Annotated in this window: 17 protein-coding genes; 9 read left to right on the top strand and 8 right to left on the bottom strand. The window is 75.9% G+C overall.

Features of this window, described 5'->3' with window-relative positions; translation table 11 throughout:
• Positions 1-127: 127 nt before the first annotated feature.
• The 3 genes from ACI79T_RS20675 (at position 128) to ACI79T_RS20665 (ending at position 3,550) form a co-directional block, all read left to right on the top strand.
• Positions 128-1,657, top strand: coding sequence for an AMP-binding protein (locus tag ACI79T_RS20675; RefSeq protein ID WP_456611973.1), 1,530 nt, complete (start codon positions 128-130; stop codon positions 1,655-1,657).
• A gap of 440 nt (positions 1,658-2,097) precedes the next feature.
• Positions 2,098-3,360 (top strand): hypothetical protein, encoded by a 1,263-nt coding sequence (locus ACI79T_RS20670; RefSeq protein ID WP_456611972.1) that lies wholly within the window; start codon positions 2,098-2,100, stop codon positions 3,358-3,360.
• Between the two features lie 40 nt (positions 3,361-3,400).
• Complete coding sequence (locus tag ACI79T_RS20665) at positions 3,401-3,550, top strand: hypothetical protein (RefSeq protein WP_456611971.1); 150 nt, start codon at positions 3,401-3,403, stop codon at positions 3,548-3,550.
• Here the strand turns inward: ACI79T_RS20665 and ACI79T_RS20660 are convergent.
• Positions 3,547-4,581, bottom strand: coding sequence for an ion channel (locus ACI79T_RS20660; RefSeq protein WP_456611970.1), 1,035 nt, complete (start codon positions 4,579-4,581; stop codon positions 3,547-3,549). The two genes, ACI79T_RS20665 and ACI79T_RS20660, sit on opposite strands and share 4 nt — an antisense overlap.
• Positions 4,582-4,616: 35 nt before the next feature.
• The gene (locus ACI79T_RS20655; RefSeq protein WP_456611969.1) at positions 4,617-5,750 is read right to left on the bottom strand and encodes a glycerate kinase; all 1,134 of its coding nucleotides are present in this window, start codon (positions 5,748-5,750) and stop codon (positions 4,617-4,619) included.
• 26 nt (positions 5,751-5,776) lie between these two features.
• Between ACI79T_RS20655 and ACI79T_RS20650 the strand changes: the two genes are divergently transcribed.
• Positions 5,777-6,964 (top strand): acyl-CoA dehydrogenase family protein, encoded by a 1,188-nt coding sequence (locus ACI79T_RS20650; protein ID WP_456611968.1) that lies wholly within the window; start codon positions 5,777-5,779, stop codon positions 6,962-6,964.
• 81 nt (positions 6,965-7,045) lie between these two features.
• Here the strand turns inward: ACI79T_RS20650 and ACI79T_RS20645 are convergent, their stop codons facing one another.
• Positions 7,046-7,306 carry a hypothetical protein gene (locus ACI79T_RS20645; RefSeq protein ID WP_456611967.1) on the bottom strand — a complete coding sequence of 87 codons (261 nt, stop codon included), beginning with the start codon at positions 7,304-7,306 and terminating at the stop codon, positions 7,046-7,048.
• Between the two features lie 190 nt (positions 7,307-7,496).
• Between ACI79T_RS20645 and ACI79T_RS20640 the strand changes: the two genes are divergently transcribed.
• On the top strand, positions 7,497-7,802 hold the full coding sequence (locus ACI79T_RS20640; protein ID WP_456611966.1) for a hypothetical protein: 306 nt from the start codon (positions 7,497-7,499) through the stop codon (positions 7,800-7,802).
• 29 nt (positions 7,803-7,831) lie between these two features.
• Complete coding sequence (locus ACI79T_RS20635) at positions 7,832-8,608, top strand: esterase/lipase family protein (protein ID WP_456611965.1); 777 nt, start codon at positions 7,832-7,834, stop codon at positions 8,606-8,608.
• Between the two features lie 13 nt (positions 8,609-8,621).
• On the opposite strand, the gene ACI79T_RS20630 is transcribed toward ACI79T_RS20635, so the two are convergent.
• From ACI79T_RS20630 to ACI79T_RS20610, 5 genes are all read right to left on the bottom strand, one after another.
• Complete coding sequence (locus ACI79T_RS20630) at positions 8,622-9,149, bottom strand: GNAT family N-acetyltransferase (RefSeq protein WP_456611964.1); 528 nt, start codon at positions 9,147-9,149, stop codon at positions 8,622-8,624.
• Positions 9,150-9,156: 7 nt separating this feature from the next.
• A complete protein-coding gene (locus tag ACI79T_RS20625) occupies positions 9,157-9,963 on the bottom strand; it encodes an adenosylcobinamide-GDP ribazoletransferase (RefSeq protein ID WP_456611963.1) in 807 nt (268 codons plus the stop codon).
• Positions 9,960-10,505 carry a bifunctional adenosylcobinamide kinase/adenosylcobinamide-phosphate guanylyltransferase gene (locus tag ACI79T_RS20620; RefSeq protein WP_456611962.1) on the bottom strand — a complete coding sequence of 182 codons (546 nt, stop codon included), beginning with the start codon at positions 10,503-10,505 and terminating at the stop codon, positions 9,960-9,962. Before ACI79T_RS20620 ends, ACI79T_RS20625 begins: the two co-directional genes overlap by 4 nt.
• Complete coding sequence (bluB, locus tag ACI79T_RS20615) at positions 10,502-12,202, bottom strand: 5,6-dimethylbenzimidazole synthase (RefSeq protein ID WP_456611961.1); 1,701 nt, start codon at positions 12,200-12,202, stop codon at positions 10,502-10,504. The genes ACI79T_RS20620 and bluB overlap by 4 nt, the downstream gene beginning before the upstream one ends.
• Before the next feature lie 99 nt (positions 12,203-12,301).
• The gene (locus ACI79T_RS20610; protein WP_456611960.1) at positions 12,302-12,751 is read right to left on the bottom strand and encodes a MarR family winged helix-turn-helix transcriptional regulator; all 450 of its coding nucleotides are present in this window, start codon (positions 12,749-12,751) and stop codon (positions 12,302-12,304) included.
• A 21-nt stretch (positions 12,752-12,772) separates the two neighbouring features.
• On the opposite strand from ACI79T_RS20610, the gene ACI79T_RS20605 reads away from it, so the two are divergent.
• The 3 genes from ACI79T_RS20605 (at position 12,773) to ACI79T_RS20595 (ending at position 16,356) form a co-directional block, all read left to right on the top strand.
• Complete coding sequence (locus ACI79T_RS20605) at positions 12,773-13,816, top strand: ABC transporter substrate-binding protein (RefSeq protein WP_456611959.1); 1,044 nt, start codon at positions 12,773-12,775, stop codon at positions 13,814-13,816.
• Between the two features lie 87 nt (positions 13,817-13,903).
• Positions 13,904-15,334 carry an APC family permease gene (locus ACI79T_RS20600; RefSeq protein WP_456611958.1) on the top strand — a complete coding sequence of 477 codons (1,431 nt, stop codon included), beginning with the start codon at positions 13,904-13,906 and terminating at the stop codon, positions 15,332-15,334.
• Positions 15,331-16,356, top strand: coding sequence for an acetamidase/formamidase family protein (locus ACI79T_RS20595; protein ID WP_456611957.1), 1,026 nt, complete (start codon positions 15,331-15,333; stop codon positions 16,354-16,356). The genes ACI79T_RS20600 and ACI79T_RS20595 overlap by 4 nt, the downstream gene beginning before the upstream one ends.
• Positions 16,357-16,394: the final 38 nt, after the last annotated feature.

Raw genomic sequence — 16,394 nt, 5'->3', positions numbered from 1 at the left:
CCCCCCCCCCCCCCCCCCCCCCCCCCCCCCCCCCCCCCCCCCCCCCCCCCCCCCCCCCCCCCCCCCCCCCCCCCCCCCCCCCCCCCCCCCCCCCCCCCCCCCCCCCCCCCCCCCCCCCCCCGGGGCCGTGGCGCTGCGGTACTTCGACGGCACGATCACCCGGCAGGAGCTCGACGAGCTCAGCGACGGGCTTGCCGCCGGGCTGCTCGCGCACGGGTTCGGCCCCGGCGACCGGCTCGCGGTCTACCTGCAGAACGTGCCGCAGTTCGTCATCGCGATGGTGGCCGCCTGGAAGGCCGGCGGCACCATGGTGTCGATCAACCCGATGAGCCGGCAGCGCGAGCTGTCCTACCTGCTCAGGGACTCCGGGGCCGCGGTGCTGCTGTCCCTGGAGACGCTCTACGACCAGGTGGCCCGCGAGGTGGTCCCCGACACCGACGTGCGCCTGGTGCTGACCACCAGCGAGCTGGAGTTCCAGACCCGCGACGACGAGCGGCTGTTCGCCGGCACCACCCGGCAGCGGCACGAGGGGACGACCGACCTCCTGGAGCTCGTCGCGGCCCACCGCGGCGAGGTCCCGCCACCGGTGGGCCTCCGAGCCGACGACGTCGCCTTCCTGACCTACACGTCGGGCACCACCGGCGTGCCCAAGGGGGCGATGAACACCCACCGGAACGTGGTGTTCACCGCGCAGGTCTACCGCGACTGGGTGCACGCCGGGCAGGACGGCGGCGCCATCTTCGGCGTCGCCCCGCTGTTCCACATCACCGGGCTGATCGGGCACATCGCGGTGAGCCTGCTGGCGCCGGCGCCGCTGGTCCTGGCCTACCGGTTCGAGCCGCAGGTGGTGCTCGACGCGTTCGCCGAGCACCGCCCGGCATTCACCATCGGCGCCATCACCGCGTTCAGCGCGCTGCTCAACGCGCCGGGCTTCAGCCGGGACCACTTCACGTCGTTCACGTCCATCTACTCCGGCGGCGCGGCGATCTCCCCCACGGCCGAGCAGGGCTTCCTGGCCGCCACCGGCAAGCAGGTGCACAACGCCTACGGGCTGACCGAGACGACGTCACCGATGACGGTGACGCCGTTCGGCTCGGCGTCACCGGTCGACCCGACCTCCGGGGCGCTCTCGGTCGGGGTCCCGGCGCCGAACACGATCGTCCGGATCCAGGACGACGACGGCCGCGACCTCCCGCTCGGCGAGATCGGCGAGATCGTCGCCGAGGGGCCGCAGGTCGTCGCCGGCTACTGGGGCAAGCCCGAGGAGACGGCGGCGAACCTGCCCGGCGGTGCGCTCAAGAGCGGCGACGTGGGGTTCATGAACCCCGACGGCTGGGTGTTCATCGTCGACCGCAAGAAGGACATGATCAACGCGTCGGGCTACAAGGTCTGGCCGCGCGAGGTCGAGGACGTGCTGGCCGAGCACCCAGCCGTCCGGGAGTCCGCCGTCGTCGGCGTGCCCGACGAGAAGCGCGGCGAGACGGTCAAGGCGTTCGTCAGCCTCCGCCCCGGCGCGACGGTCACCGAGGAGGAGCTGATCGCGCACTGCAAGGAGCGCATGGCCGCCTACAAGTACCCGCGCAGCGTGGTCGTCGTCGACGAACTGCCCAAGACGGTCACCGGCAAGATCCTCCGCCGGGAGCTGCGCGACCAGTAGGACGTCGGCGTGGGTCGCGAGCTCGCGGTCCACGCCGACGACCAGCTGCACCGCGGCCTCGACGGGCTCCGCCCAGGTGGGCCCGACGCAGGTGCGACGACGCCCCCCAAGAGTGGGTGGACGAGGCGAGCCAAGAGTGGGGAGAAGCCGCGATGGCGCCGCCGGACCACCCTCGGATCGCCGTCCGGCCGGATACCGTTCAGCTGCTGCTGCCCCGCCGTTCCCGCGGCTCGTCGACCCTGGCGGTGATGACGATGACCACTCCGTCCGCGCCCGCCGGCGGGGCTGCTCCGGCTCCCGGGCCGGACGCTCCGGCCCCCAGCGGCGGAGCGGGCGCCGTGCCGCGTCCGACCCCTTTTCCGCGCGATCCCTCCGCCGTCCGGCCGGTGGCCCGTCCGGCGCGCCGGCGCTTCGCACCGAGGCGGCCGACGCCGGCGTCGGTGCCGTCGCCGCAGGCCCGCTACCGCGCCGAGCTGGTGGCCCGTCGCCGGGTGCGCGCCCTGGCGTTCCTGACCGGCGGGCTCGGGTCCGCGGCCCTGATGACGCTGAGCGGGCTCGACGCGCCCGCCGCCGGGCCCGGTGGCCTGCAGGTGGCGGCGGACGACCGGGGGGACTCGGTGGTCTGGACCCTGCCCGAGGGCAGCGGCGTGGGCCCGCTGGTGATCCCGACCATCGGGGTCCTCCCGCCCGGCGCCGACGACTGGTTCCTCCCCGGCGCCCCCGCTGCCGCCGTCCCCAGCCTCGTGCAGCCGGACCCGCAGGACGCGGCCCGCCCCGTGGCCCCCGCCTCGACGTCGCCGGTACGGACCGACGACGAGCGGGACGAGCCCCTCGACGAGATCCTCGCCGACCGGGTGCCCGCCGCCCTCGTGCCCACGTCCTCGCCCGACCGGACGTCACCGCCGTCACCGCCGTCGGCGTCCCGGCAGCCGACTCCGCCGGCAGCGCCGGCCACCACCTCACCGCCGTCGGCGTCCCAGCAGCCGACCGCTCCGGCATCGCCGGCCGCCCCAGCATCGCCGAGCACCCCGGCGTCCCCGACCACGCCGGCGTCCCCGACCACGCCGGCAGCGCCGACCGCCGCGCCGTCGCCCCCCACCGAGCCGACGCCCACCGAGCCGACGCCCACCGAGCCGTCCCCCACCGAGCCGTCCCCCACCGAGCCGTCCCCCACCGAGCCGACGCCCACGGAGCCGACGCCCACGGAGCCGACGCCCACGGAGCCGACGCCCACGGAGCCGTCCCCCACCGAGCCGACGCCCACTGAGCCGACGCCCACCGAGCCGGCCCTGGTGCTGGTGCCCGGGGCAGCGCTGGAGGTGCGCGCTCCCGGAACGGGCGACCTGGTCCTCTCCGTCACCGTCGTGGACGTGCTGGCGGGCGCCTCCTGCGCCGACCCGGCGGTCACCGCCGGCAACGGCGCGCTCGCCGCGGTCCGGGTCACGGTGTCCACCGGCGCCGACCTCTCCCTCCTGGGGGGCGAGCGCAGCATCGGGGCCGGCGACTTCCGCCTGGTCGGGGACGACGGCACCGTGGCGACCGGCAGCAGCCCGGCGGCGGTCTGCGACACCGGGGCGACGCCGCTCCCGGGCGGTCCGCTCGCGCCGTCCCAGGAGCTCACCGGCACCGTGGTGCTGGACGTCCCGGCCGTCTCCGGGGCGGTCCGCTACCAGCCGGGGTGGCTGCCCGCGGACGGCGGGTGACGACCGAGCGGGGGACGCCGCGCTGCGGCAGGCTGGGGGCATGACGACGCCGGAGTCCGAGACGCCGCAGCCCCGCGACATCGCCGTGGAGCAGGAGACGCCCGAGATGGCGGCCTCCCTGGAAGCGCAGAGCGCGCCCCGCGAGGCGCCGCAGGGGGACGAGGCCGACGTCGAGGGGCACCCCTCCTAGGAGCGGTGCCCGGCGGACAGCTGCCGGGCGGGGATGCGCTGCGCCGCGACGTAGTACAGCGTCGTCCCCACCGCCAGGCCGGTGTCCCAGGGCGGGCTGACCGCGAGCCCGTCGGGGCTGCGCACGGCCAGCACGGTGGCGCCGAACGCCGTCCCGAAGTGGCTCTGGCACTCGCCGAAGGTGGCGTGCGGGAAGCCCTGCGGCACGGTCAGCGAGTAGGTGTTGCGCCCGCCGTGGGTCATCAGCTCGCTGTAGACCTGGGTGATGCCGGGGTCGTTGGCCTCCTCGGTGAGCAGGGACGGCATGTGCCACTGGACGCCCTGCACGCCGGCGCTGACGTAGCGCAGCGTGTCCCGCCGCTCGAGGTCGCGCAGCGCCGCGACGAGGTGGACCCCGGGGTGGGCGTGCTCGACGGCGACCACGACGGCGAGCGTCTCGTTGTCGTCCCGCACGTCGACGACCACCGTCCGGGCCTGCGGGACGCACGCCCGCTGCATGACGTCCTCGTGGGTGAGGTCGCCGCGGACGAAGTGCACCGCCGGCTGGTCGGGCATGGGGTTCTCCATGACGTCCTCCCAGGCGCACAGCGCGACCTGGGTCCGCCCCTCGGCGGTCAGCTCGGCGACGATCCGCTCGGTGCGCCCGGGCCAGTAGCCCAGCAGCACCACGTGGTCGGACAGGTCCAGGGGAACCACACCTCTCAGACGGCGGCCCCGCAGCGACTGCAGGGCCTCGGACAGCCGGGTGAACAACAGGGTCAGGGTGACGATGCCGCCCACGATCACGTAGGCGCCGATGACCCGGCCGACGACGGAGCTGGGGAAGACGTCGCCGTAGCCCACGGTCGCGGCGGTGACGAGGAAGTACCACCAGTAGGTGCCCGGCGCGGTGATGTCACTGCCCACGGGCTCGACCAGCGCCATCGCCAGCCAGCTGGAGAGGAAGACGAGCACCGCGACGGCCAGCGGTAGCCGCCAGCCGGTCAGGCGCAGCCGGACGAACCGGGAGAAGCGCTGGAGGAGGAAGGGCAACGGAGCTCCAGGGGCAGGGGCCGGGACGACGCAAGCTACCGCGCCGCGGCCGGGGGCAGGAGCGCACCGACCACCCGCGCGGCCAGCTCCGGCAGCAGCCGCGCCGCCTCGGCCCGACAGCGGTCGACGTCGGGCTCGACCTCCGTGAGCCCGTGCGCGGCCACGAACCCCGCGGCGCGCAGCCGCGCCACCGGCAGCCGCACCGCCCCGGCCAGCGCCAGGCAGGGCACGCCGGCCGCCCCCGCACGGGCCGCCACCTCGGCCGGGGCCTTGCCGCGCAGGGTCTGCTCGTCCAGCGCCCCCTCCCCGGTGACGGCCAGCCGGGCCCCGCGGAGCACGTCGGAGACGCCCATCAGGTTGCAGACCAGCCCGGCTCCCGAGACGACCCGGCCGCCGACCGCCAGGGCGCCGGCGGCCGTGCCGCCCGCCCCACCGGAACCCGGCACGGCGGCCACCGCGACGCCCAGGTCCCGGGCGAGGACGGCCGCGTAACGGGTCAGCGCCGCGTCCAGCGTGCGGACCTCGTCCGGCGAGGCGCCCTTCTGCGGGCCGAAGACGTGCGCCGCCCCGGCGGGCCCGGTCAGCGGGTTGTCGACGTCGGAGGCGACGACCAGCTCCACCCCGGCCAGCCGCGGGTCCAGCCCGGTCGCGTCGGCGCGGGCCAGGGAGAGCAGCCCCCCGCCACCGGCGGGGACGTCCCGCCCGTCGGCGTCGAGCAGCCGGACCCCGAGCGCCTGCAGCATCCCGGCTCCGCCGTCGGTGGTCGCGCTGCCACCGATGCCGAGCACGATCCGCCGGGCCCCGTGGTCGAGCGCGGCAGCGACCAGCTCGCCGACGCCCCGGGTGGTGGCGGTCAGCGGCGCCGGTGGGGCGAGCCCGATGCCGGCCGCCGTGGCGAGCTCGAGCACGGCGACGCCGGGCCGCAGCGCGAGCAGCGCCTCCCGCGGCCGCCCGTCCGGTCCCGTCACGGGAACGGGCTGCGGCCGGAAGCCGGCCCACAGGGCGGCGGCCACCGTGCCCTCCCCGCCGTCGGCCACCGGGCGGAGGACCACCTCGGTGTCGGGGCGCACCCGGGCGACGCCGTCGGCGATGGCGCGGGCCGCGGCCTCGGCGGTCAGGCTGCCCTTGAACGAGTCGGGTGCGATCACGACGTGCACGACGGGCAGCATGCTCCTGTCCGTCGTACGTTCGGGTCGTGACCGTCGACACGCCAGACTTCTACGCCATCGAGGACCTCCTCGAGCCCGCCGAGATCGAGATCCGCGACCGCGTCCGCGCCTTCTGCGACGCCGAGGTCACCCCGCACATCAACGACTACTGGGAACGCGCGGACTTCCCCTTCGAGATGGCGCACAAGCTCGCCGGGCTGGGCATCGTCGGCGGCACCATCGAGGGCCACGGCTGCCCCGGCATGAGCAACGTCGCCGCCGGGCTCGTCGCCGCCGAGCTGGCCCGCGCCGACGGCAGCATCGGCACCTTCAACGGCGTGCACAGCTTCCTGGCGATGCAGTCGATCGCCGTCCTCGGCGACGACGAGCAGCGCGAGCGCTGGCTGCCCGAGATGGCGCGTCTGGAGAAGATCGGGGCCTTCGGCCTCACCGAGCCCAAGCACGGCTCGGACGCCGTCGGCCTGGAGACCTCGGCCCGCCGCGACGGCGACGGCTTCGTCCTCAACGGGCAGAAGAAGTGGATCGGCAACGGGTCGATCGCCGACTACGTGATCATCTGGGCGCGCGGCGAGGACGGGAAGGTCGGCGGGTACGTCGTCGAGAAGGGCTCACCCGGGTACGAGGCGACGGTCATGACCGGCAAGACGGCGCTGCGCGCGGTGTGGCAGGCCGAGATCACGCTGACCGACGTGCGGGTGCCTGCGGAGAACAAGCTGGCCAACTGCCACTCGTTCAAGGACGTCTCCTCGATGCTCGACCGCACCCGGTACACGGTGGCGTGGCGGGCCCTGGGCCTGGCGACGGCGTCCTACGAGCTGGCGCTGGCCCACGCCCTGCAGCGCGAGCAGTTCGGCCAGCCCATCGCCGGATTCCAGCTGGTGCAGGACAAGCTGGCCCGGATGCTGGCCGAGATCACCTCGATGCAGCTGATGTGCTGGCGGCTGTCGAAGCTCGCCGACTCCGGCCGGATGACGGCGGCCATGGCCTCGCTGGCGAAGATGAACCACGCGGCGAAGGCGCGGGCGATCGTGGCCGACGCCCGCGACATCCTCGGCGGTGACGGCATCCTGCTCGACCACCACATCGCCCGTCACCACGCCGACATGGAGGCGATCTTCACCTTCGAGGGCACCGACTCGGTGCAGGCGCTGATCGTCGGCCGGGCGATCACCGGGATGTCGGCGATCAGCGGGCGGAAGCCGGAGAAGCGCTGACCTGCCGGGGCGCCGTGGCGCCCCGGGGGACGCACGAGCCCCGGGTCCCTCAGGGGGATCCGGGGCTCTCGCCGCGCCCGCTCAGCGGGCGGCGGTCAACCGGTTGTCCACGGCGGTGATGCGGGCGCACTCGGGGCAGCCGGTGCGGCCGATGCCCACCCGCGCCCACTTCTGCGTGCCCCACACCTGGACGATGGCACCGCACACGGCCAGCTCCACCTCGCCGTCGAGCTCGGCCGGCGGTCGGTGGGCCTCCACGGCGTGCCAGGGGTAGGTCTGCTCCGTCTGCGGCCCACCCGACCAGCGGTCCGGGCGGGCGAACCCTACGGCGTACGTGTCCACGAGATGAACGATTCCCCGGCCGCTCGGCGCTCAATCCCCCTGTTCGGGCGAACCCCTGTTCGGGCGACAACCGGCCGTCGGCGACCGGTTGCCCGGCCACGCTCCGCTGTCGCCGGGCAGCGGGGCGGACCCCTCCGGGTGACGCCGTCCGCGCGCTACCGTCGGGGTCCACGCGGGAGGAGCACGCACCATGGATCCGGTCAGCCTGCTGGTGGGCGCGGCGCTGCTCGGCGCCGGCTTCGTCGCCGGGCGGCTGGGCCGGGGACGGCGGACGACTCCTCCCCCACCGGTGACGCCGCTGTGCGGCTGCGGGCACACGCTGAGCCAGCACGACACCGGGACCAACACCTGCTACGCCGAGCTGCGCCGGGACACCTACGACAAGCGCGGCCGCTGGTCGGGGCACAGCTGGGTGCCCTGCACCTGCCGCCAGTACGTCGGTCCCAGGCCCATCGACGAGGTGTTCGTCCCCCGCGTGCTGCCCCCGGGCGACTGATCCACCGGTTCCCCGGGCATCCACGCCAGGTGAGTCCTCGATCCCAGCCGGCCCGCGGCGAGCGCACCGACACCCTGCTCGCCCTCACCGAACCGGCCCGCGCCCTGGTCAGCGCCGGTGCGCTGGCCGCCGGGCTGCCCCTGCTGCGCCTCGCGCCGCGCGGCGAGCCGCACCCGGTCGTCGTGCTGCCCGGCTGGCTGGCCTCCGACGTCTCCACCCGCACGCTGCGCACCTGGCTCGGGCGCCTGGGCTACCCGACCGTGGGCTGGGACCTCGGCCGCAACCACGGCCCCCGCCCCGAGGTCGTCGACGGCATCCGCGCGCTGGTGCAGCGGCTCGCCGACGAGCACGGTGGGCCGGTGAGCATCGTCGGCCAGAGCCTGGGCGGCGTCTTCGCCCGGCGGCTGGCCGAGCGCAGCCCCCGGCTGGTCCGGCAGGTGATCTCCCTCGGCTCCCCGTTCGCCGGCGTCCCGACGCGGCCGCGTCGCGCCGTGAACCGCGACGGCATGGTCCGGGAGTACCGCCGGCTGCGCGCGGTGGAGGACGTCCGGCCGGCCCGGGCGCTCCCGGTGCCGAGCACCTCGGTCTACTCCCGCTGGGACGGCGTGGTCGACTGGCGCACCTGCCTCCAGGAGGAGGGGCCCCGCAGCGAGAACGTGGCCGTGCACGCCAGCCACCTGGGCATGGGCGTGGACCCGGCCGTGCTCTGGATCGTCGCCGACCGGCTGGCCCAGCCGCGCGACGGGTGGCGCCCCTTCATGCGGCCCACCCGGATCGGTGTCCGCTCGCTCTTCCCCGGGGAGTGAGCGCCTCGCCCGCTCAGGCGAGGTCGATCCAGTAGCGGCGCGCGAGCCCCGCCGGGGTGGGACGGACGTCCTCCAGCACCCCGCCGGACCGCTCGATCGTGCGCGCCGATGCGGTGTTGTCCTCGCCGCAGACCAGCAGCACCCGGTCGAGGCCGAGCGTCCGCGCGTGCTCGAGCATGCGGCCCAGCGCCCACGTCGCCAGCCCCTGCCCGCGCGCGGAGGGCCGGATGCCGTAGCCGACGTGCCCGCCGGCGTGCAGCAGCACCGCGTCGAGCCGGTGACGCAGCGCCACACCGCCGAGCACCCGCTGGCCCGCCACGATCCACCGGTACGTGCAGCCGACCCGTCCCGGCCCGAGGGTTGCAGCCGGGTCGGACTCGGCCACGAGCCGGCGCACCCACGCGGCGAAGCCGGCGTCCGAGTCCACGTCGTCGCCGGGCAGCAGGCCGAAGCCGTCCTCGTGCACCCCCGGGCCCCACTCGGCGTGCGCCTCGCGCCACCCGGCCGCCAGACGGATGGTCGGCGCGATCAGCTCGGGCATCGGGGAGTCAGCTCCACGCCTGGCCGGCGGCCAGCACGACGAGCGTGACCGTGGTGGCGGCCTCGACCAGGGCGCCGAATACGTCGCCGTTGACCCCGCCCAGGCGCCGGGCGGCGTGCCGGGCGAGCAGCGCGGCGACCAGCAGCGCGACGACGACGGCGGCGGCGGTCCACAGCGCCTGCGCGGCCGAGCCGCCGACGGCCAGCCGGGCCCCCACCGCCGCGGTCAGCAGCACCGCCGTGACCGACCAGCGCAGCACCCCGGAGCCCGATCCGGCGACCAGGACGCCGAGCGACGAGCCGGCGGCGGCCGGCCGGGCGGCTGCGTGCAGCACCGCGGTCCGGCCCGTGACCGTCGCCAGGACGACGGCCAGCAGGCCGGCGGGAACCGGGGCATCCGCGAGGACCGCGGCCAGCGCCGTCACCTGCACCAGCAGGGTGCAGCCGAGCGCGGCCACCGCGAAGGCGCCCACCTCCGGACGGCGCATGATCGCCAGCGCCTGCTCCGCCGGGCGCCCGCTGCCCAGCCCGTCGGCCAGGTCGGCGGTGGCGTCCAGGTGCAGGCCCCGGGTGAGCAGGGCCAGCGCGCTCACCACCAGGGCCGCGGCGAGCAGCGGCGCCCCCTCCCCCGCGCCTCGCCACACGGCGAGCGCCGGGAGGCAGGCGAGCACCCCCAGCACCAGCCCGACCACCGGTAGCCAGCGCAGCACGCCCGGCCCGGGGACGCGGGCCCGCTGCGGCACCGGCAGCACGCTGAACAGGCCGAGCGCGGCGAGCAGCCCGCCGGCGCCCGCGGTGCGTTCCGGAGCGGTCATCGCAGCCGCTGGGGCAGCCCGGCGGTGAGCAGCCACACCCGCTGCGAGGCGGCGGCGACGCGGGCGTTGAGGATGCCCAGCTCGTCGCGGAACCGGCGGCCCGAGGCGGTGGCCGGCACCACGCCGGAGCCGACCTCGTTGCTCACCGCGACCGCCCGCCGGCGGGTGCCGGCCCAGGCCGCCACGACGTCGTCGACGGCCGCGGCCAGCCGCGCGTCGGCGCCGGGGCCGCCGTCCCACACCCCGCAGTCGTCCATCACCCGGGCCAGCCAGGTGGACAGGCAGTCGACCAGCACCGGTGGGCCGCTCTCCCCCAGCACGGCGACCAGGTCGACGGTCTCCACCGTGCGCCACGAGCCGGGCCGCCGGTCCCGGTGCAGCGCCACCCGGTCGGCCCACTCCCGGTCCCCGCCGTCGGCGGGCAGCCCGCAGGCCACGTAGTCGACGCGCCGCGGGCGGGCCAGCAGCTGCTCGGCGTACCGCGACTTGCCCGAGCGGGCGCCGCCGAGCACCAGCGTCCGGCGGGGTGGGCGACCGATCACGAGACCCGCCCCGCGGTGCGCCGGGCGCGCAGCGCGGTGAGCAGCAGCTGCGCGCCCAGCACCGCGCCGACGCCCTCGCCCGAGCGCAGCCGGAGGTCCAGCAACGGCTCCAGGCCGAGCTCGGTGAGCACCGCGGCGTGCGCCCGCTCGCGGCTGCGCTGGCCGGCGACCAGCGCGGTCCGGGCTGCGGGCTCCAGCCGCACGGCGACGACGGCGGAGACCGAGGTGACCAGCCCGTCGAGCACCACGGGAACGCCCGCGGCGGCCGCGCCGAGCGTGACGCCGGCGAGCACCGCGAACTCGGGGCCCCCGAGGGCGGCCAGCGCAGTCCGCGGCTCGGCGAGCGCCGAGCCGTGCTCTGCCCGGGCCCGCGCCAGGGCCGCGGTGACGACGGCGCGCTTGCGGGCCAGCATCCCCGCGTCGGCCCCGGCGCCCAGCCCGACGGCGTCGTCCGGGTCGAGCCCCAGCAGCGCGCAGGCCAGCGCCGCGGCGACCGTGGTGTTGCCGATGCCCACCTCACCCAGGCACAAGAGGCCGTGCCCGGCCAGCTCCCGGCCCAGCTCGCGGCCCTCGGCGACCAGCGCGTCGACGGCTGCGGAGGTGAGCGCATCGGCGGTGACCAGATCACCCTGCGGGTCCGGCGACACGGCGGCGTGGGCCCGCACCGCCAGCCCGGCCTGGGCCGCGGTGGCCGCACCGAGCGACTCCCCGGTACCCGTGGCGGCGAGCACGTCGGCGGTCACCGATACCGGGTACGCCGAGACGGCGTGCGCGGTGGCGACGGGGTGGTCACCGGCGACGACGACCAGCGTCCCGGTGGCCGGCTCGGCACCGGGCAGGGCGAGCACCCGGTCGACCGCGCGGTCGAGGACCCCGAGCGACCCGGGCACCGCGAGCAGGTCGTCGCCGGTGTCGCGGGCGGCCACCACGGCGTCCGGCTCCGGCCCGGCCAGGTGCGAGACCGGGGTCTCGGGGCTGCCGTCGGCCGGCCAGCGCTCGGCCAGGACGACGTCGTCCAGGGACAGCCGAGTGGACCAGCCGTGCCGCACCAGCCCCGGCTCGGGGGGCCGCTCGTCCGGCCAGCCCAGGCACAGCCAGCCGAGGGTCTCCACCCCCTCGGGGAGGTGCAGCAGCTCGGCGAGGTCGGCCGGCTGGAAGAGGGTCACCCAGCCCAGGCCCAGCCCGGAGGCGCGGGCGGCCAGCCAGATGTTCTGGATGGCGCAGGCGCAGCTCCACAGGTCGGCGTCGGGGAAGGTCGCCCGGCCGAGCACGCCGGTGGCGTGCGCCCGCCGGTCGCAGGCGACGACGATGCCCACCGGCGCCTCGCGGATGCCCTCCAGCTGGAGGTCGAGCAGTCTGGCGCGGCGGTCGGGGGTGAGCAGCGCGGCCTGCCGCAGCCGCTCCCGGTCGGCCAGTGCCGCGGCGCGGTCCCGGGTCGCCTGCTCGGTGACGACGACGAACCGCCACGGCTGGGAGTGCCCCACCGAGGGGGCGCGGTGCCCGGCGCCGAGGACCGCGCGCAGCAGCTCCGCCGGTACCGGGTCGGGGCGGTAGCGGCGGATGTCGCGCCGGGCGTCCACGACCGCGTGCAGCGCCGCCACGCTGCCGGGGTCGAACGCCCAGCCGGACGGATCGGCCGCGCGCTGGGCGGCGTGGGTGCGGTCGCCGATCACGGGGACCGGCCGGGGCCAGGTCATGCCAGTCACTCCTCCGTCAGGTACGCGCCCACGGCCACCCTCGCACGCCGACCGCGCCCGCCCGGACACCGCGGCGCACGGCGTCCCCCGCCCGGGCGATCAGTCGCCGGCGGCCAGCTCGGACAGCGCACGGGCCAGCGCCCGGACCCGGTCCGCACCGAGCGAGGCGGCCAGCGCCGACTCGTGCGCGCGGACCAGCCCCTCCCACCGTCGCAGCCGGTCGCGGCCGGGATCGGACAGGTGGACGACGACCTTGCGACCGTCGTCGGGGTGCGGCAGCCGGTAGGCCAGCGCCTGGTCGACGGCCGCGTCCACCAGGCGGGTCAGCGTCGGCGCCGGCAGGTGCAGAGCGGTGACCAGCTGGCTCATCGTGCGCCCGCCGCCGGCGAGCGCACGCAGCAGCCGGTAGCCGTCGAGCGTCCCGCCGTCCTGGGCCAGGGCACCGGTCACGCCCGAGGCGACCCGGCGCTGGGTGACGGTGAGCAGCTCGACGAGATCGTCGGCGACGCGCTCGTCGCGCGCCCCGGCTCCGACGCCGCCCGGAAACATGCGGGAACCATACTTGTCCCCGTGCCCGGTTCCCCTCGTCCGCTGGACCCGTGGGACGCCCTGCTCGCGGGCCCACGGCCCGACGTGCACCGGGTCGGGCTGGCCGTGCCGCTGTCCGGCCCACTGGCGCTCACCGCGCCGTCCGCGCTGAACCTGGCCGGCCTCGCCGCCGAGGAGGCCAACGCCGCGGGCGGTATGGACGGCCGCGAGGTGCAGCTGGTGGCCGTGGACTCCGGCCGGGCACCGGCGGTCGTCGCGGCGGAGGTGGCCTCGCTCTTTCAGGCCGGCGTCTTCGACGTCCTGGTCGGGTTCCACACCAGCGACGTGCACCGTGAGCTCGAGGCCACGCTGCCCCCGGGCGCCCGGTACGTCTTCACGCCGCCGCACGAGGGCGGGCGCCGTCGTGCGGGGGTGGTCCGCACCGGCGCCTCGCCGTTGGAGCAGCACGCCGCCGCGCTCCGCTGGTTGGTGCACGCCCGCCGCGCCCGCCGCTGGGTGCTGCTGGGCACCGACTACGTCTGGCCGCGGGCGGTGCACCGCGCCGCCCGCCGGGTGCTGGCCGACGCCGGCGCCGAGGTGGTGGGCGAGGCGCTCGTCCCCTTCGGACCCGGTGACACCGGGCCGCTGCTGGACCTGGTGCGGCGCACCCGAGCCGACGGGGTGCTGCTGAGCATGGTGGGCCGCGACCTGGTCACCTTCAACCGCGAGTTCACCCGAGCCGGGCTCGACCGCCGGGTGGTCCGCCTGTCGGGCGCCCTGGAGGAGAACGGCCTCTACGCCGTCGGCGGCGACGCGACCGGCGAGCTGTACGCGTGCATGCCCTCCTTCGCGGCGGCCGACGACGGACCGGACGGGAGCCAGCTGGCCCTCCAGGAGCGCGCCGCCCGCCGCTCCGGTCCCTCGTCACCGGTGGTCTGCGCGTATGCCCGCGGTCTCTACGACGGGGTCCGCCTGGCCGTCTCCCCTCCCCGGGGCGCCCGCTGGGGGCGACGAGCCCCGGCCGCCCGGCTGGCCCGCGCGGACGGCCTTCTCCTGCGCGAGATCCCGGGCGTTCTCACCGCGTGAGACGGCTTACTTCCACCTGGAAGAAAACCGTCCTACTCTGCTCGCGCCCCGGCAGCACACCGGGAGACGAGACGGAGCAGACCGCCCATGAGCGAACCCCGCACCACCCCCGGTCCCGCCCTCGGCGGCGTGACCCCCGCCGCGAGCGAGCGAGGCGTGGAGTCCTTCGGCTACCAGCAGGAGCTCAAGCGTTCGCTGAGCTTCAGCGACCTGTTGGTCTACGGCCTGGTCTTCATGGTCCCGATCGCGCCGTTCGGCATCTTCGGCGGCGTCTTCCAGGCCTCCGGCGGCATGGTCGCGCTGGCCTACGTCGTCGGTGGGCTGGCCATGGCTTTCACCGCCGCGTCCTACTCCCAGATGTCGCGGGCGTTCCCGATGGCCGGGTCGGTCTACACCTACGCCGGCCGCGGCATCGCCCGGCCGGTGGGCTTCATCGCCGGGTGGATGGTCCTGCTGGACTACCTGCTCATCCCCGGTCTGCTGTACCTGATCTCCGGGTTCGCCATGAACTCGATCGTGCCGGGCGTGCCGGTCTGGATCTGGGTCGTCGCCTTCGTCCTGCTGAACACGGTCGTCAACTACTTCGGCATCGAGTTCACCGCCCGGGTGAACAAGGTCGTGCTGGTCGCCGAGCTGGTCGTGCTGGCGATCTTCCTGGTCGTCGGGGTGATCGCGCTGGCCGGTGGCGAGGGGGGCGGCTGGGACCTCACCCCGATCTACAACGCCGACACGTTCTCCCTGGAACTGGTGTTCGGCGCGGTCTCCATCGCCGTGCTGAGCTTCCTGGGCTTCGACGCCATCTCCACGCTCGCCGAGGAGAACCGGGATTCGGCGCGCTCGCTGGGCAAGGCGATGATCGGCGCGCTGGTGCTCGCCGGCACGTTGTTCGTCGTCCAGACCTGGGTCGCCGCGCTGCTCGTGCCCGACCCGGACGCGCTGATCGCCGAGGGCGACGCCGCCGGCACCGCCTTCTACGACGCCGCGGGGGTCGCCGGGGGCGAGTGGCTGGCCACGCTGACCGCCGTGGCCACCGCCATCGCCTGGGGGTTCGCGAACTCGCTGGTCGCCCAGGCCGCCACCTCGCGCCTGCTCTTCGCGATGGCCCGCGACCGCCAGCTGCCGAGCTTCCTCGCCGCGGTGCACCCGGTCCGCCGCGTGCCGGTGAACGCGACGTTCCTGGTCGCCGCCATCTCGCTGGCCCTGGGCGTCTACATGAGCACCCGCGACGACGGCATCACGCTGCTGTCGACGCTGGTCAACTTCGGTGCCCTGTCGGCCTTCCTGCTGCTGCACGTGTCGGTGGTCGTCCACTACGTCGGCCGCCTGGGCAGCCGGAACTGGTGGCTGCACCTGGTCGTGCCGGTCGTCGGGTTCGCGATCCTGGCCTACGTCGTCTACAACGCGCAGGTCGCCGCGCAGGAGCTCGGCTTCGTGTGGTTCGCCATCGGCATCGCGCTGCTGGTCTTCCTGCTGGCCACGGGGCGCAAGCCCGAACTCAAGACGGAGGAGAACCTGTGACCCTCGAGGTCGTCCCGCTCCACCCGAGCCGCGAGCAGTACCGCTACGTGTTCGGCGGAGCGCCGGAGCCGCTGCTGCGGGTGCGGCCGGGCACCGTCGTCGAGCTGACCACCGAGGACTGCTTCGGCGGCCGGGTGACCAGCACCGGCGACCTGCCCAGCCAGGTCTGCGACTTCTCGCAGCTGAACCCGGTCACCGGCCCGATCCACGTCGAGGGCGCCGAGCCCGGCGACACGGTCGCGGTGCACTTCGTGGAGATCGCGCCGGCGCGCGACTGGGCGGTCTCCACCACGTTCCCGCACTTCGGGGCGCTCACCACCACCCACAGCACGGCGATGCTGCACGAGCCGCTCGAGGAGGTCGTGTGGGTCTACGAGGTTGACCGGGAGCGGGGCACCTGCCTCTTCCGGCCGCGCCGCGGCGGCCCGGAGGTCGAGCTCCCGCTGGATCCGATGCACGGCACGGTCGGCGTGGCGCCGGCCGGCGGCGAGGTCTTCGCCACCATCACGCCGGGTGCGCACGGCGGGAACATGGACACCCCCGAGCTGCGCGCGGGCGCGACGGCGTACTTCGGGGTCAACGTGCCCGGCGCGCAGCTGTCCATCGGAGACGGGCACTGCCGGCAGGGCGAGGGCGAGGTGTGCGGCACGGCGGTCGAGGCGGCCATGCGCACCGTCGTCGTCGTCGACCTGATCAAGGGTGCGGGCACCCCGTGGCCGCGGCTGGAGACCGACGAGTTCCTCATGTCCACCGGCTCGGCCCGCCCGCTGGAGGACGCCTACCGGGTGAGCCAGCACGACCTGGTCACCTGGGCGGCGGAGCTCACCGGCTGGGACACCCTCGACGCCTACCAGCTGGTCAGCCAGGCCGGCCTGGCGCCGACGGGCAACGTGGTGGACACGAACTACACGATGGTCGCCAAGCTGGCGAAGACGTACCTGGGCCGCGAGGGCGTCGTCGTCGCCGACGGCGTGCACGACCGGCTGCGGGAGACCGGAGCGGCCTACCTCGCCCAGCGCTGAGGCCCAGGTGTCGAGTGGTCGCCGTGTCGACACGGCGA

Source organism: Blastococcus sp. SYSU DS0619, from assembly GCF_054051035.1.
The sequence above is the reverse complement of the archived record's forward strand: the minus strand, read 5'-3'. Positions and strand labels throughout refer to the sequence as shown.

What these genes read in the sequence shown, in the direction of transcription:
- ACI79T_RS20665 (WP_456611971.1), top strand. Translation starts at nt 3,401, where the DNA reads ATGACGACGCCGGAGTCCGAGACGCCGCAGCCCCGCGACATCGCCGTG.
- ACI79T_RS20630 (WP_456611964.1), bottom strand. Translation starts at nt 9,149, where the DNA reads ATGCCCGAGCTGATCGCGCCGACCATCCGTCTGGCGGCCGGGTGGCGC.
- bluB (WP_456611961.1), bottom strand. Translation starts at nt 12,202, where the DNA reads ATGACCTGGCCCCGGCCGGTCCCCGTGATCGGCGACCGCACCCACGCC.
- ACI79T_RS20655 (WP_456611969.1), bottom strand. Translation starts at nt 5,750, where the DNA reads ATGCTGCCCGTCGTGCACGTCGTGATCGCACCCGACTCGTTCAAGGGC.
- ACI79T_RS20625 (WP_456611963.1), bottom strand. Translation starts at nt 9,963, where the DNA reads ATGACCGCTCCGGAACGCACCGCGGGCGCCGGCGGGCTGCTCGCCGCG.
- ACI79T_RS20610 (WP_456611960.1), bottom strand. Translation starts at nt 12,751, where the DNA reads ATGTTTCCGGGCGGCGTCGGAGCCGGGGCGCGCGACGAGCGCGTCGCC.
- ACI79T_RS20600 (WP_456611958.1), top strand. Translation starts at nt 13,904, where the DNA reads ATGAGCGAACCCCGCACCACCCCCGGTCCCGCCCTCGGCGGCGTGACC.
- ACI79T_RS20640 (WP_456611966.1), top strand. Translation starts at nt 7,497, where the DNA reads ATGGATCCGGTCAGCCTGCTGGTGGGCGCGGCGCTGCTCGGCGCCGGC.